The sequence below is a fragment of the Streptomyces sp. WAC07094 genome, from assembly GCF_036320405.1.
In the GTDB taxonomy this organism is placed as follows: domain Bacteria; phylum Actinomycetota; class Actinomycetes; order Streptomycetales; family Streptomycetaceae; genus Streptomyces; species Streptomyces lannensis.
Genome location: NZ_JAVMJZ010000001.1, coordinates 3948834 through 3963381, shown reverse-complemented (window position 1 = coordinate 3963381; position 14548 = coordinate 3948834). Strand labels below are relative to the sequence as shown.

General features: G+C 71.5%; 12 protein-coding genes. 8 read left to right on the top strand and 4 right to left on the bottom strand.

The features are described from left to right. The first annotated feature begins 1 nt into the window (after position 1). The 3 genes from RCR19_RS17455 (at position 2) to RCR19_RS17445 (ending at position 1700) form a co-directional block, all read left to right on the top strand. The gene (locus RCR19_RS17455) at positions 2-340 is read left to right on the top strand and encodes a YbaB/EbfC family nucleoid-associated protein (protein ID WP_059133552.1); all 339 of its coding nucleotides are present in this window, start codon (positions 2-4) and stop codon (positions 338-340) included. Positions 341-448: 108 nt separating this feature from the next. After that, a complete protein-coding gene (gene recR, locus RCR19_RS17450) occupies positions 449-1048 on the top strand; it encodes a recombination mediator RecR (protein WP_059133553.1) in 600 nt (199 codons plus the stop codon). Then, entirely contained in the window at positions 1041-1700 is a 660-nt protein-coding gene (locus tag RCR19_RS17445; RefSeq protein WP_059133554.1) for a DUF5063 domain-containing protein, read from the top strand. Before recR ends, RCR19_RS17445 begins: the two co-directional genes overlap by 8 nt. Here the strand turns inward: RCR19_RS17445 and RCR19_RS17440 are convergent. Then, the gene (locus RCR19_RS17440; protein ID WP_331265989.1) at positions 1693-2427 is read right to left on the bottom strand and encodes a sulfite exporter TauE/SafE family protein; all 735 of its coding nucleotides are present in this window, start codon (positions 2425-2427) and stop codon (positions 1693-1695) included. The genes RCR19_RS17445 and RCR19_RS17440 overlap by 8 nt on opposite strands. A gap of 380 nt (positions 2428-2807) precedes the next feature. On the opposite strand from RCR19_RS17440, the gene RCR19_RS17435 reads away from it, so the two are divergent. The 4 genes from RCR19_RS17435 (at position 2808) to RCR19_RS17420 (ending at position 7944) form a co-directional block, all read left to right on the top strand. Next, positions 2808-4085: an aspartate kinase gene (locus RCR19_RS17435; protein ID WP_331265988.1), complete on the top strand. Its 1278-nt coding sequence runs from the start codon at positions 2808-2810 to the stop codon at positions 4083-4085. 106 nt (positions 4086-4191) lie between these two features. Then, complete coding sequence (locus RCR19_RS17430; protein ID WP_331265987.1) at positions 4192-5259, top strand: aspartate-semialdehyde dehydrogenase; 1068 nt, start codon at positions 4192-4194, stop codon at positions 5257-5259. Positions 5260-5884: 625 nt separating this feature from the next. Beyond that, positions 5885-6478 carry a SigE family RNA polymerase sigma factor gene (locus RCR19_RS17425; RefSeq protein WP_107116865.1) on the top strand — a complete coding sequence of 198 codons (594 nt, stop codon included), beginning with the start codon at positions 5885-5887 and terminating at the stop codon, positions 6476-6478. Then, positions 6475-7944, top strand: coding sequence for a hypothetical protein (locus tag RCR19_RS17420; protein ID WP_331265986.1), 1470 nt, complete (start codon positions 6475-6477; stop codon positions 7942-7944). Before RCR19_RS17425 ends, RCR19_RS17420 begins: the two co-directional genes overlap by 4 nt. Positions 7945-8299: 355 nt before the next feature. Here the strand turns inward: RCR19_RS17420 and RCR19_RS17415 are convergent, their stop codons facing one another. Together RCR19_RS17415 and RCR19_RS17410 are read right to left on the bottom strand one after the other, a co-directional pair. After that, entirely contained in the window at positions 8300-9295 is a 996-nt protein-coding gene (locus tag RCR19_RS17415; RefSeq protein ID WP_331265985.1) for an SURF1 family protein, read from the bottom strand. Between the two features lie 223 nt (positions 9296-9518). Next, positions 9519-11378 (bottom strand): prolyl oligopeptidase family serine peptidase, encoded by a 1860-nt coding sequence (locus RCR19_RS17410; RefSeq protein ID WP_331265984.1) that lies wholly within the window; start codon positions 11376-11378, stop codon positions 9519-9521. A gap of 509 nt (positions 11379-11887) precedes the next feature. On the opposite strand from RCR19_RS17410, the gene RCR19_RS17405 reads away from it, so the two are divergent. Beyond that, entirely contained in the window at positions 11888-12262 is a 375-nt protein-coding gene (locus RCR19_RS17405; protein ID WP_331269467.1) for a nuclear transport factor 2 family protein, read from the top strand. Positions 12263-12366: 104 nt separating this feature from the next. On the opposite strand, the gene RCR19_RS17400 is transcribed toward RCR19_RS17405, so the two are convergent. Further along, positions 12367-14319 (bottom strand): NAD-binding protein, encoded by a 1953-nt coding sequence (locus RCR19_RS17400; RefSeq protein ID WP_331269466.1) that lies wholly within the window; start codon positions 14317-14319, stop codon positions 12367-12369. Positions 14320-14548 lie beyond the last annotated feature (229 nt).

Sequence of the window (14548 nt, the reverse complement as noted above, 5' to 3'; positions counted from 1 at the left end):
CGTGATCCCCGGTGGTGGCCAGCCCAACATGCAGCAGTTGCTCCAGCAGGCCCAGAAGATGCAGCAGGACCTCGCCAAGGCGCAGGAGGAGCTGGCGCGTACCGAGGTCGACGGCCAGGCGGGCGGTGGTCTGGTGAAGGCCACGGTCACCGGCTCCGGCGAGCTGCGGGCCCTGGCCATCGATCCCAAGGCGGTCGACCCGGAGGACACGGAGACGCTCGCCGACCTGATCGTCGCGGCCGTGCAGGCGGCCAACGAGAACGCGCAGGCACTCCAGCAGCAGAAGCTCGGCCCGCTGGCCCAGGGGCTGGGTGGCGGCATCCCCGGCCTGCCGTTCTGAGTCCACCCGCCCGTCTCTTCTAAGCGAGGCGAGGGCCAACTACCGTACGTACCAAGAAACCCAGCCCGGCTACGGTACGTACCGACGCTCTCCAGGAAAGGCAGTCCGTTGTACGAAGGCGTGGTCCAGGACCTCATCGACGAACTGGGGCGGCTGCCCGGCGTCGGTCCCAAGAGCGCGCAGCGGATCGCCTTCCACATCCTGCAGGCCGAGCCGACGGACGTCCGCCGGCTCGCGCAGGCGCTGCTCGAGGTGAAGGCGAAGGTCCGCTTCTGCGCGATCTGCGGCAACGTCGCACAGGAGGAACTGTGCGGCATCTGCCGTGACACGCGTCGCGACGCCTCGGTGATCTGTGTGGTGGAGGAGCCGAAGGACGTCGTCGCGATCGAGCGGACCCGTGAGTTCCGAGGCCGCTACCACGTCCTGGGCGGCGCAATCAGCCCGATCGAGGGTGTGGGCCCCGACGATCTGCGGATCCGGGAGCTGCTCGCCCGGCTGGCCGACGGCACTGTCACCGAGCTGATCCTGGCGACGGACCCGAACCTGGAGGGCGAGGCCACGGCCACGTATCTCGCCCGGATGATCAAACCCATGGGCCTCAAGGTCACCCGCCTGGCCAGCGGCCTCCCGGTGGGTGGCGACCTGGAATACGCGGACGAGGTCACCCTCGGCCGCGCCTTCGAGGGGAGACGACTCCTAGATGTCTGACGCCACGCTGCACTCCACGACGATGGACCCCGACGACTTCGCGGTGCAGATCGCGGACCAGATCGAGAGTTTCCTGGTCGCCGTGACGGAGGTCGCCAAGGGTGACGAGCCGGACTCGGCCATCCCGTTCCTCCTGCTGGAGGTCTCCCAGCTGCTCCTCGCGGGCGGCCGTCTCGGCGCGCACGAGGACATCGTGCCCGACGAGCGCTACGAACCGGACTCGGGCCCGGACGCGGACGCGGACGACCTGCGCGAACGCCTCGCCGCCATGCTGGACCCGGTCGACGTCTACTCGGAGGTCTTCGACCCCTACGAGCCGCGCAAGGCACCGGTTCCGGCCCGTATCTCGGACGACCTGGCGGACGTCATCACCGACCTGCGCCACGGCATGGCCCACTACCGTGCGGGCCGTACCACCGAGGCCCTGTGGTGGTGGCAGTTCTCGTACTTCTCCAACTGGGGTTCCACGGCGTCCGCGACGCTGCGCGCACTGCAGTCCCTGGTGGCGCATGTGCGGCTGAACCAGCCGCTGGAGGAGCTCGACGGCCTCGACACCGACCAGGGCCTCGGGGACGACACCCTCGCCGAGGAGGCGGGCCGGGTCATGGCGCAGGAGATCGCGGGACCGCTGGGGCTGCGTCCGGTCAAGTAAGCCCGGCGAACCCCTTCGCGAGCGCGCTCAGGCCTCCGGCGAGCGCGAGGAGCAGGACGAGGGCGCGTGCCCGGTTCTCGGGCACGCGCCCCGTGAGCGCACGGCCGGCCAGCGCACCCGCCGCCAGGGCGGTGACGGCCACGGCCCAGACCGGAGCGGTGAGCCGGGGCAGCCCGTTGGACGTCACCGACACCAGGTTGACGACGACACCGTAGAACTGCGCGTTCGGTACGAACTCGCGCACCGTCCAGCCCGCGTTGAGCGCGTACAGGGAGACGGGCGGTCCGCCGACACCCGCGGCCGAGTTCATGAACCCGCCCAGACCACCGGCGACGACGGCGCCCCGGCCGCCGCGCAGGGCGGGCACCCGCAGGCCGCGCATGACCAGTGCCACCGCCCCGGTGACGAGCGCGCCCAGGCAGGCCAGCAGCGCGGGTTCCGGCAGCTGCCGGGCCACCCAGGTGCCGGCCGGAACGGTGATCACCGCGGCGAGGCACAGGGGAGCCATCACGGGCAGCCGCACGGCGCGCCGGCCGTCCACGAGCCCGAAGGCGCTGATGGCGCCGGCGGCGCAGTTGGCGAGCACCACACCCTGGGCGGGCCCGAGCAGGAGCACGAGCCCGGGGACGGCGACCAGGGCGAAGCCCATCCCGGTGAGCCACTGCACGCACCCGCCGAGCAGCACCACCCCGGCCAGCAGCAGTTCCGGCGCCCATCCATCCGTCACGGGCCGGTATCCTCCCGCCGCCGATCCGGCCGGATCAATGGCCGTGCACGGATCCGTCGCGGCCGTTGTGCGGCGGGCGGTACCCCTCGCCGGAGAGGTGGTGCACACGGCACGCCTGTGACACGCGGCACTTTCCGAGTACGGGGGCCCTGCCGGGGCAGATGCGCTGCTGGAGCGGCCGGAGCCGCGCGGTGGACCCTGCGGTGAAAACCGTCGCGGGCCCGCCGTACGTCCGGAGAAAAACCGGGATGATCCCGGGGTGAGCGAGACATCTCACCATGCGGTATCCCGGAAGGGAAATTCGGTCGCTCGATAGACTGAGCCGACCGCACCCGCACATGCGCAGGTGCGGAAAGAGACGGATTGAGCGAGGAGCGCACGTGGGCCTTGTCGTGCAGAAGTACGGAGGCTCCTCCGTAGCCGATGCCGAGGGCATCAAGCGCGTCGCCAAGCGGATCGTGGAAGCCAAGAAGAACGGCAACGATGTGGTTGTCGTGGTTTCCGCGATGGGCGACACGACGGACGAGCTGATCGATCTCGCCGAGCAGGTTTCCCCGATGCCTGCCGGGCGTGAGCTCGACATGCTGCTGACCGCCGGAGAGCGGATCGCCATGGCGCTCCTGGCCATGGCGATCAAGAACCTGGGCAACAAGGCCCAGTCGTTCACCGGTAGCCAGGCGGGTGTCATCACCGACTCGGTCCACAACAAAGCCCGGATCATCGACGTCACGCCGGGCCGCATCCGTACCGCGCTGGACGAGGGCAACATCGCCATCGTCGCCGGTTTCCAGGGCGTCAGCCAGGACAAGAAGGACATCACGACCCTGGGTCGCGGTGGTTCCGACACGACCGCGGTTGCGCTGGCCGCGGCCCTCGACGCCGAGGTGTGCGAGATCTACACCGACGTCGACGGCGTGTTCACCGCCGATCCGCGTGTGGTGAAGAAGGCCCGGAAGATCGACTGGATCTCCTTCGAGGACATGCTGGAGCTGGCCGCGTCCGGGTCCAAGGTGCTGCTCCACCGCTGTGTGGAGTACGCACGCCGTTACAACATCCCGATCCACGTCCGCTCGTCCTTCAGCGGGCTGCAGGGCACGTGGGTCAGCAGCGAGCCGATTCAGCAAGGGGACGTGAAGGTGGAGCAGGCCATCATCTCCGGTGTCGCGCACGACACCTCCGAGGCCAAGATCACGGTCGTCGGCGTGCCGGACAAGCCGGGCGAGGCCGCCTCGATCTTCCGTGCCATCGCCGACGCCGAGATCAACATCGACATGGTCGTGCAGAACGTGTCCGCCGCGGCGACCGGTCTCACGGACATCTCCTTCACCCTTCCGAAGACCGAGGGGCGCAAGGCGATCGACGCCCTGGAGAAGGGCAGGACCGCGATCGGCTTCGACTCGCTGCGCTACGACGACCAGATCGGCAAGATCTCGCTGGTCGGCGCCGGCATGAAGACGAACCCCGGCGTCACGGCCTCCTTCTTCGAGGCGCTCAGCGACGCGGGCGTGAACATCGAGCTGATCTCGACCTCCGAGATCCGTATCTCGGTCGTCACGCGCGCCGACGACGTCGCGGAGGCCGTGCGCGCCGTGCACACCGCGTTCGGTCTTGACTCCGAGAGCGACGAGGCCGTCGTCTACGGAGGCACCGGGCGATGACCGGCCTCCCCTTCGGGGGCACGGGACGTAGGGAGTCGTCGGCCCCGGTGTGCGGCGGGCCGTCGGCAGGCCTCCTGCGCGGGGGCCCGGGCCGTACGGAGCGCCGATGACGGCGCGGACCGGGAAGCCGACGCTCGCGGTCGTGGGAGCGACCGGGGCCGTCGGCATGGTCATGCTCCAGATCCTGTCCCAGCACGCGGACATCTGGGGCGAGATCCGCCTGATCGCCTCACCGCGCTCGGCCGGCCGCAAGCTGACCGTGCGCGGGGAAGAGGTCGAGGTGGTGGCGCTCAGCGAGGAGGCGCTGTCCGGCGTCGACGTGGCGATGTTCGACGTGCCGGACGAGGTCGCCGAGCGGTGGGCGCCGATCGCGGCGTCGCAGGGCGCGGTCGTGGTGGACAACTCGGGCGCTTTCCGGATGGACCCCGAGGTTCCCCTGGTGGTGCCGGAGGTCAATCCGTATGCCGCCCGGGTGCGCCCGCGCGGCATCATCGCCAACCCCAACTGCACGACCCTCTCGATGATCGTGGCCCTCGGTGCGCTGCACGCCGAGTTCGGGCTGCGCGAGCTGGTCGTCTCCTCGTACCAGGCCGTGAGCGGGGCGGGGCGCGCGGGCATCGACACACTGCGGCAGCAGTTGTCGCTGGTCGCGGGCACCGAACTGGGCACCAGCCCCGGTGACCTGCGGCGCGCGGTGGGCGACAACACGGGACCCTTCCCGGAGCCGGTGGCACTGAACGTGGTGCCGTGGGCCGGGTCGCTGCGCGAGGACGGGTGGTCCTCGGAGGAGATGAAGGTCCGCGACGAGTCCCGCAAGATCCTCGGGCTGCCGGAGCTGCGCGTCGCGGTCACCTGCGTGCGTGTACCGGTCGTCACGGTCCACTCGTTGACGGTCCACGCCCGTTTCGAGGGTGAGGTCACGGTCGACCGGGCTCGCGAGATCCTCGACACCGCGCCCGGCGTGGTCCTCTGCGACAACCCCTCGGCGGGCGAGTTCCCCACGCCCGCGGACGTGGTGGGTACGGACCCGACCTGGGTGGGCCGGGTGCGCCGAGCCCTGGACGATCCGACCGCCCTGGAACTGTTCGTGTGCGGCGACAACCTGCGCAAGGGCGCGGCCCTGAACACGGCTCAGATCGCCGAGCTGGTGGCCGCGGAGCTCGGAGCGGCGTAGGACGTTCGGGACGCCGCGCCCCGCCTCCGAGTGAGGACGTGGGGCGCGGCGTCCCGTTCGTGACGGCCGGCGCGGGCCCCGGACACGCGTCATCGACGCGTTCTCCAGGTGACCCCTTTGTGTGGTTCGCCCGATGAGCGGCACCTGCCGACGGGTGTCATGTGACGCACGTGATACGGACGTTCTGCGGTAACGCATGTCCACGGGCCGGAAACCCCGTGGTCATTGGCCGAATTATTTGTAGGATCTGTGTCGGATCTGTGGTCCAGTCCTATTGGTTCAGACCACTTGATCGACGTCTCCCGGCGTTCGAAGATTTTTCTCCCCGCCCCCGCAACCGCGCACAGGCCGGAGAGCGTCTTTGCGGTCGCCCTTCGGGGGCCGAGCACCACCACACATGGGGCATAGGGGAAGAGCTGGTACGCATGGCACTTGACGCACGGTCCGGTGCGCTGGGGGGCAGACGCGAGGACGCGCGGCCGGGCGGGACGCCCGAGGCAAAAGCGCTGTCTCCCGCGTACAACCCTGGCGGGGGGAGACGTGTCCAACAAGCGTGGCAGAGGTACTCGAATTCACCGCGGTACGGGCGAGGGGCACAACCCTGCGTCCTCCCCACCGCCCCCGCATGCCCGGCGCGCCCGGCGGCATGCCGGTGATCGCCCCCATGCCCGCAGCGCGGCCCACCCGCATACCGAATCAGCGTGAGGGCGCCGACGAGACGGCCGCCGGCACCACGGTCGACCATCTCACCGAGACGTACCGCGCCCACTACCGCTCCCTCCTGGGCCTCGCGGCGCTCCTCCTCGACGACACCGCGTCCTGCGAGGACGTCGTCCAGGAGGCGTTCATCCGGGTCCACTCCGCGCGCAAACGCGTCCGCGACCCGGAGAAGACGCTCGCGTACCTCCGCCAGACCGTTGTGAATCTCTCGCGCTCGGCGTTGCGGCGCCGCATCCTCGGTCTCAAGCTGCTGTCGAAGCCCATGCCCGACATGGCGAGCGCCGAGGAAGGCGCGTACGACCAGCTGGAGCGCGATTCGCTGATCAAGGCGATGAAGGGACTTCAGCGCAGGCAGCGCGAGGTCCTGGTGCTGCGCTACTTCGCGGACATGACCGAGGCCCAGGTCGCGCAGACGCTGGGCATCTCGCTCGGGTCGGTGAAGGCGTACGGTTCACGTGGCATCGCCGCGCTCCGTACCGCCATGGGGGCGCCGGCATGAGCAAGCACGACGAGCGGCGCGGGGCGTCCTGGGGGAGCGACGCCCAGCACCGCCATGAGCCCTATGAGTGGCATCAGCCGACCGACCGGACCGAGCCCCATGAGGACGACCAAGACCAGCATGCTGGGAACGGAACTGTGAACCACCGCCCCAAGGACCAGGACCGGCGCGAGCCCGGACCGGACCACGCCGCTGCCGACGCGACCGCGGGCGACCACTCCGTGCCCGGGCCCGGCGGCGTCGACGGCGGGGACGACACGGACGCCGATCGCCCCGGTGCCGAGCGCGAGACCTCCGGCGCGGACGACGAAGGCCCCCGTACCGACCGCCACGGTCCCGGCCGGGACCGGCTCATGGCGGCGCTCGAGGGCCTCGGCCGGGACGATCTCGGATCAGGCGTCTCAGGAACCGACCGGACCGCTTCGAACGGCGGGGGAGCCGCGACCGGTCCCGAGCCGGAGGCGGCTCCGGAAGGACTCGCCGAGGACGAGCTGGCGCTGCGGCGGATGCTGCAGCAGGCGGTGAGCGAGATCGAGCCGCGCGACGGCTCGCTGACGCGTCTGCGGCGTGCCGTGCCCGCCCGGCGGGCCCGGAAGCGGCAGGCCGTGGTCGGTATGGCCGCCGCCGCCCTGTTCATCGGCACGGCGATCCCCGCACTCGTCCACGTCTCGAACGCCACCGGCTCCAACGCCGACCCCTCCATCGCCGGCCAGGCCTCGCAGGCCCAGGGCGGCACCTCCCAGGGCAAGGGCCCCGACGGCGGCTCCAGCGGCGCCGCCGGGACCGCGGGCACCGCCAAGGACAAGGGCGGGGACGGCCAGAAGGACAAGGGGGACAAGGGCAAGGGCGTGGGCGCCGGGGCGACCGGCGAGGTCGACCCGTCGGTCTCCGCGGGGAGCGCACCCGCGTGCACGGTGGACCAGTTGGGGGACGCGACCGCCACCGCGGGCGCCCCGGACTCCACCGGCGCGATCTACGGCACGTTCCGTGTCGCCAACACCTCCACCGCGAGCTGCACCGTCGCCGGCGCGGGCAATGTGACCACCGTCGCCCAGGGCGCCGCCGACCCGTCCAAGGTCAGCGTGGTGAACCACGTCGTCGGCGACCCGGCGACGGCTCTGCCGGACCCGACCCAGGAAGTCACCTCGGTGGTGCTCAAGCCCGGGACGGCATACGACGTGAAGTTCGCCTGGGTCCCCTCGCAGACCTGCCCCACCCAGGGCGGCAACCCCGGCAACCCGTCCCCCAACCCGAGCCCGTCGGACACCGCGACCACGGGCAGCGGTTCCACCACCGACGGCACCCTCGGCACGGCACCCCAGCTGATGACGGAGGACGGCGTCGCCGACGGCAGCGTTGCGGTCACGAACACACCGGTGACCGGCTCCGCCGCGTCCACGGCGACCATCCCGAACGCCTGCGCCGGCACGGTCTACCGCACGGGAATCCTGCTGCCGACGTCCTGACCCGGCACACCGGACCTCCGAAGGCCCTGGTTCCGCCCGCCCGCCGCACCGGCGGCCGGGCGTCCGGCCTGTCGGGTCGGTGCTTCGGCGGTCCGTGGCGCGGTCGGCTGTGACGGCGGTTCGGGGCGGTCGGCCGTGCGGACGTCCGGCCGTTGTGCAGCCCGTGGGAGGCCGTTCCGAATGTCCGGTACGCCCTGCTCGCTGTGAAGCAGATCGGCCGTGAAGCGAACCGTCAGAGAAATTCGACGAGGCGGGGCTTTCGCGGAGACCGGGGGCGTTCGTGAAGGGCGGAGACGTCCGCGGGCGAACGTCCGGTTCAGCGGGCGCGCGGTCCTGCTACGACCCGCGGTGAGCCTCAGGCCTTGGTGGCGCGGGCACGGCTCTCGCCACCGGATTCCCCGCTCACGACCCCCTCGATGAGGGACTCCTCTTCCAGGGCCTCGACTGACGAACCGTCTGCCGGGTCCTCGCCGGTCAGACCTTCTCCCGGGGCCTCACCCGTGGGGCGTTCTGCCGGGGCCCCGTTCGTCGGGCCCTCCGCCGAGCCGTCGGCTCCGGAGGCAGCCGCCCCGGAATCCGTGGCTGCCGTTGTCTCCGTCACGAGCCCCAGTTCCGCGTCCCGGGCGTATTCGGCCTCGCGTCGCAGCAGCCGGAACCACATGAACACCGTGAATCCCGCGAAGACGAACCACTCACCGGTATAGCCCAGGTTCTGGAACGCCTTCAGATCCAGCCCGCTCCCCGCCGGTGCCGTCGCCGGTACGGCCTTCATTCCGGCATCTGCCTTGTCGAGGGTGACCCATGCGTCGTACACGTCGTACGGCACCAGGTTCACCAGCGACGCCGCGCTGATCGCGGCGGTCTGACCGGTGGGCAGCCCACCGCCCGCGCCCACGCCGTTCGCCCCGGGGCTCTCCGATGCCTGCAGTGCTCCCGTGACCGTGACCTCGCCGGACGGTGCGGCCGGCGCCTTCGCGGCGTCCGCGTTGCCCGGCAGCCAGCCCCGCACCACCGGCAGCGCCTTGCCGGAATCGGTGCGCAGCATGGTGAGAACGTAGAAGCCCTGCCTGCCGTCCAGCTCCCGGTCCGGCACCAGCAACTGCTTCCCGTACCGGCCGGTGACCGTGGCCCGCATCCCGGACGTCTTCTTGTCCACCGGCAGCAGCTGCTCCAGAGGCCGGGGGGCCTCCTTCGCGCCGGCTTCGGCCTGCTCGGTCTGCGTGCGATGGTCCTGGACCCGGGACTCGAACCGGCTCAACTGCCACGACCCCATGAAGATGCAGAAGGGGATGGCCAACAGCACGAAGACGTTGATCCCCCACCAGCGGGGCGTCAGCAGAAACCGGTACACGCCCTCAACGGTACGGTGCCGCCCCGGCGGACCCGCCCGTGGGGCCCTGGGGATCCACCCGCCGTTCCCCGGGGATCGGCCGTCGGCCTCCGGTGTACGGGGCACACGCGCATGCCCCGTACATCCGGCCCTGCCTCACACCTGCGGATACGCCGCTCGCCCTGCGCACCGCGCACGTCACCGCCCGGGGCCACGCCCGGTCCGGCGCCCGCTCCCCCTCCCCCTATGCCGTCCCGAGGTGCCGCGCGGCGAAGTCGAGCTCCAGCCGCACCTGCTTGATGCGCTCGTCGACCACCAGCGAGCCGTGTCCCGCGTCGTACCGGTACACCTCGTGCATGGCCTTCCGCGCGGTGAGCCGGTCGACGTAGTTCTCGACCTGGCGGATCGGGCACCGGGGGTCGTTCACCCCCGCCGAGATGTACACCGGAGCCTTCACCGCGTCGACGTACGTGAGCGGCGAGGACGCCTCGAAGCGCTCCGGGACCTCCTCGGGTGTGCCCCCGAGCAGCGTCCGGTCCATGGCTTTCAGCGCCTCCATCTCGTCGTGGTAGGCCGTCACATAGTCCGCGACGGGGACCGCCGCGATGCCGATGGTCCAGGCGTCCGGCTGTGTGCCGAGCCCGAGCAGCGTCAGATAACCGCCCCATGAGCCGCCCGTCAGAACGAGCCGCTCGGGATCGGCGAGCCCGGACGACACCGCCCACTCACGGACCGCCGCGATGTCCTCCAGCTCGATCAGCCCGACCCGGTGCTTGAGCGCGTCCGTCCAGTCCCGTCCGTATCCCGTCGAGCCCCGGTAGTTGACCCGCACCACCGCGTACCCGTGGTCCACCCAGGCCGCCGGCCCCGCCGCGAACGAGTCGCTGTCGTGCCAGGTGGGGCCGCCGTGGATGTCGAACACCGTCGGCAGCGGCCCGCTCGCCCCCGCGGGCTTCTGGACCAGGGCGTGGATACGGCCGCCGGGCCCGTCCACCCAGACGTCCTCCACCGGCACCGTCTCCGGGGACTTCATGCCGGGCGGGTCCAGCACGACCGCGCCGGAGGTCGAGCGCACCACGGGCGGCTCGGCGGCCGACGACCACAGGTACTCCACGGTGCCGTCGGGCCGGGCCGTGGCCCCGGACACGGTGCCGGGCGGTGTCGGCACGCGTGTCAGCTTCCGCGCCGCGAGGTCGTAGCGGAACAGCTCGCTGCGTGCCTCGAAGCCGTGCACGATCAGCAGCGCCGAACCGTCGGGGTACCACTCCGCGGCCACGTCACCCGGCAGGTCCAGACCCAGGTCCGTCTCCTCGCCGGAGGCGACGTCCCACACCATCGGCTCCCACCGACCGCGCCGCTGGTGCCCGATCAGCAGGCGCGTGTCCCCGTCGACCGGCGCGAAGCCCAGTACCTCGAGGCCGAGCTCGATCGTGCCGCCCTTGGTGTCGTCCAACTCCGCGAGCGTCGAACCGTCCGGCCGCAGCACACGCAGTGCGGAGTGCATGGCGTCGCCGTGCTCGGTGTGCTCGATGGCGATCAGCGAGCCGTCCCGCGAGAGGTCCCCCACTCCGGCGGATTCACGGTGCCGGTAGATCTCCACCGGGTCCTGACCGGCCCGGGCGAGATGGATCGTCGACCCGTCCTGGTCGGTGGAGCGGCCCACGACCGCGGTCCGCCCGTCCCGCCCGATCACGAGCCCGGCCGGGTACGAGGGCTCGAGTCCGGGAGCGGCCGGCGCGTCGGGTTCCGAGCTCCGGGCTGCCCCGGAGTCCTCACCGGAGGCGCCGTGCGCGAACCGCTGGCGTCTCCAGATCCCGAACTCGTCCCCGTCCGTGTCGTCGAACCACCAGATCCACTCGCCGTCCGGCGAGAGCACGCCGTCCGTCGTGCCGTTGGCCCGGTCGGTGACCTGGCGCTGCTCGCCCGTGGTCCGGTCCCACGCGTACAGCTCGTACGTCCCCGTCGCATTGGAGACGAACAGGGAACGCTGCGGTGCGTCCTCCGCCCAGTCGGGCAGTGACACCCGCGGCGCGCGGAAGCGCTTCTCCCAGTCCGGCATGTCCTCGCCGTGCTCCGGCGAGCTGGACCCGTTGCTCTCAGTCATGGCCCCATAGTGCCTGGCCCGGCGGACTTTCCGCGGGCGAGGTGCCCAGCCTGTGGAAAACTCACCCCGGAAAGCACGTGACCAGGCATGATCCCCTGCCGCCGGTGCGAGCCGTGCAGTGGGCCCACCGCCGTGCGGGCTTTGGCCCCGGCTGCGGAGTCCGAGGCGCGTGCGCGGGGGACCCGGGGGGGTGCGACGTGGGCACGGCGGAGGACGACGGCTCGGCGCGGACGACCTGACATGGCGGGTGACGGGCCCGGCGGTGGACGACTCCGACGGTGGTGGCCGGGCCTGACGGTGGACGGCCGGACGGCGGTGGACGACGGGCCCGGCGGAGTGCGAGGGGTGCGGCGCTGGACGACCCGGTGGCGGATGACGACGGGTGCGGCTGTGGACGACGGGTGGGACGGTGGCCCCCACTGACCCGCGCTCTGATCACCCGCCCCTGCACCGTGCGCAACCACGGTCCGACTGTCAGTGGCGGGATGCACACTCTCGACATGACCTCGATGACCGATCTGCGCAAGACCGTGGAGAGTTTCTGGGCCGCTGCGGAGGCCCGCGACTGGGACACGTTCGCGGCCACTCTGGCCGAAAACGTCGTCTACACCCTGCCGCAGACGCGCGAGCGCATCCGTGGGCGGGAGCAGTACGTCCGGTTCAACCGCGAGTACCCGGGCGACTGGCACCTGCGTGTCGAGCGCATCGTCGCCGAGCCCGAACAGGCCGTCACCTGGCTCCACTTCACGGTGGGCCTGGAAGAGATGCACGGCATCACCTTCTTCTCCGCCGACCGGGAGGGACACATAGCCACGGTGACGGACTTCTGGCCCGAGCCCTACGAGCCGCCGGCGGGCCGCGAACACCTTGTCGAGCGCTTCTGACGGCTCTGCGCAGGGGCGCGGCCCCGTCCGCCGCGCGCACTCGGGGACGTCCTGCCCACCTGACCGCGAGCCGCCCCCGCAGTTTTCGCAGCTCCCGGCTCTCTCTATCCTCCGGTCGTCTCGCGGCGCCTGCGGCCGAGGAGTTCGGCCAGCCCGCGTCGTGTCGCCGCCAGGACCACCCGGTCCTCCGGGCGCAGGACGTAATCGGGCGACAGGTCCCAGACCAGCCCCGGGGCGCGGGCCGGGGTGTCCGACTCCGGGTCGGGCGACCGGCCGCGCTCGCCGGGCGCCGAGGTGTCCCGGGCCAGCACACGCCACGCCCCCGGACGGAACGCCCCGGCGACCGTCCGTCCTTCCAACTGCGGATGCCCGGCGACATCCACAGCCGCGAGCAGCAGCACTCGTCGCTCGACCGGGATCGCACCCAGGATCTGCCGTCCCAGCATGGCCCCGGCGAACGCGGGAGCAGCCAGGTGCGACACGCTGCGGCTGCGGGTCAGGGCGTGCGGGTGGGCGGCTCGCAGTGTCCGGTAGACGGCCGTCGCGAAGTCGTCGTCGTAAAGACGCAGTACCACCCGCAGGTCGGGCCGTACGGAGCGGGCGTACAGCACCGCCTCGAGGTTCGTGGTGTCGGCGCTGGTCAGCGCGAGCAACGCGTGCGCCCGCTGGATCTTGGCCGCTTCCAGGACGCCTTCCTGTGTCACGTCGCCGAGCACGACGGGCACCCGCAGCCTGCGCGCCGTCGCCAGCCCACGCGCGTCGGGATCACCCTCGACGCACACCACGGGGATCTTCAGCTCACGCAGCCGGGTCATGACCCGGGTGCCGATCTTCCCGAGGCCGAGCAGCACCACATGTCCCGACAGTCCGCGCGGCGGTTTGCGCAGCGCGGACCCGTTGCGGAAGGTGCCGAGCGCCTCCAGCACGGCCGCCAGCAGCACCGGAAGCAGCAGCAACCCCACCAACCCGGACAGCAGTTGGAGAATCTGCCGCCCGGTGGGTTCGCCGATGGCCGGGTTGTTGATGGCGAACAGGTCGAGGAGCGTCAAGTACGTGGCTCGCAGTGGGGTTTCGTCGGTGACGGCCATGGACGCGACGGCGAGCGCGATCACGCAGCCGACAATTCCGGCGAACGACCAGCGCAGCCGCCGCGACAGCAGCGAGCCGAGCGGCACGGGGCCGCGCCCGGCGGCCAGGGCGGGACCCGCGTACGAAACGGCCTCCAGGACGACGGTGCCGCGCCCGGTGGCCTCGGCGACGGCCCTTTCGTCGGGCAGGAGCCGGGGTCCCTGCTCGCCGCTCACCTCCGAACCATCCGCTCCCGCCGGATCGTTCGCCGTCGCGGACAGCAGGGCGAGTGTGCACAGCCCCGGGTCGGCGACCTGACCCGGCGGGGGCGGTGGACGCTCGACGGCCCTCAGTATCAGACCGTCGGTCTGTACGACCTTGGTGGTGCCGGCGACGGCGGTCGCGGCCAGCGCGGGCGCGGCGGTGTCGGCGTCGGACAGGACGGTCGTGGATGCGTCGGGCTCCTCCTCACCGCCGGGCCCGCCCGAGGCCAACGCCGCGGCCTGGTCGAGCAGTGCCTCGATGTGCTGTCCCAGGCGCCGGTTGTACAGGCGCAGCACGAGTCGCAGTCGAGGATTGATTCGGCGGGCGGTGAGCGCGGCCCGGATATTGGTCTCGTCGTCGTCATAGACGAGTGCCAGCGCCGTGGCCCGGTCCACTCCGGCCTCGGCCAGCACGGCCTCGGACGCCTCCGTGGCCTCCAACAGTCTTGTGGAGCCGGGGGATTCCGTCGTGGCGCCGCCCCTGGTGGCGGGACGTGCGTCCGTACCGTTTCCTTGACCGTTGCCGTTGCCGTTGCCGTTGCCCGCCGCTCGTGTGACGGCGGCCGAGACCCGGTCGAGCAGCCCAGATCCCCGGGCGCGCCCCACGACCGGCTGCCGGGCGACTCGTTCGGCGGGCGGTACGACAAGCGTCACCTGCTCCCCGTACACCCCGCGCAACTCGGCGGCCAGCCGGTGCGCGAGTCCGTCGTCGCCGCACACCACCATGTGCGCGACGGGTTCACCCGACCCGTTCTGCTGCGGAACGCCTGCCACAGGGAGAAAGACTGCCCTACTGAGGGCGCTGGTTCCACAGGGGTGGGCAATGCGAGGTGCGGTTCCGGGGAAGGCCGTCCCGTGGGACGGAGGGCGGAAACCGACGGGTTCGACTCGGGCCCCGCTCCTACCGGTTCGGGTGTGCCGGATCACACGGCGCGCATTGAGCGGATTCCCCGGC

Bases quoted from the DNA above. Each gene is read 5' to 3' on its own strand.
- RCR19_RS17445 (WP_059133554.1), top strand. From the start codon at position 1,041: ATGTCTGACGCCACGCTGCACTCCACGACGATGGACCCCGACGACTTC.
- RCR19_RS17430 (WP_331265987.1), top strand. From the start codon at position 4,192: ATGACGGCGCGGACCGGGAAGCCGACGCTCGCGGTCGTGGGAGCGACC.
- RCR19_RS17425 (WP_107116865.1), top strand. From the start codon at position 5,885: ATGCCCGGCGCGCCCGGCGGCATGCCGGTGATCGCCCCCATGCCCGCA.
- RCR19_RS17420 (WP_331265986.1), top strand. From the start codon at position 6,475: ATGAGCAAGCACGACGAGCGGCGCGGGGCGTCCTGGGGGAGCGACGCC.
- RCR19_RS17410 (WP_331265984.1), bottom strand. From the start codon at position 11,378: ATGACTGAGAGCAACGGGTCCAGCTCGCCGGAGCACGGCGAGGACATG.
- RCR19_RS17405 (WP_331269467.1), top strand. From the start codon at position 11,888: ATGACCGATCTGCGCAAGACCGTGGAGAGTTTCTGGGCCGCTGCGGAG.
- RCR19_RS17400 (WP_331269466.1), bottom strand. From the start codon at position 14,319: ATGGTGGTGTGCGGCGACGACGGACTCGCGCACCGGCTGGCCGCCGAG.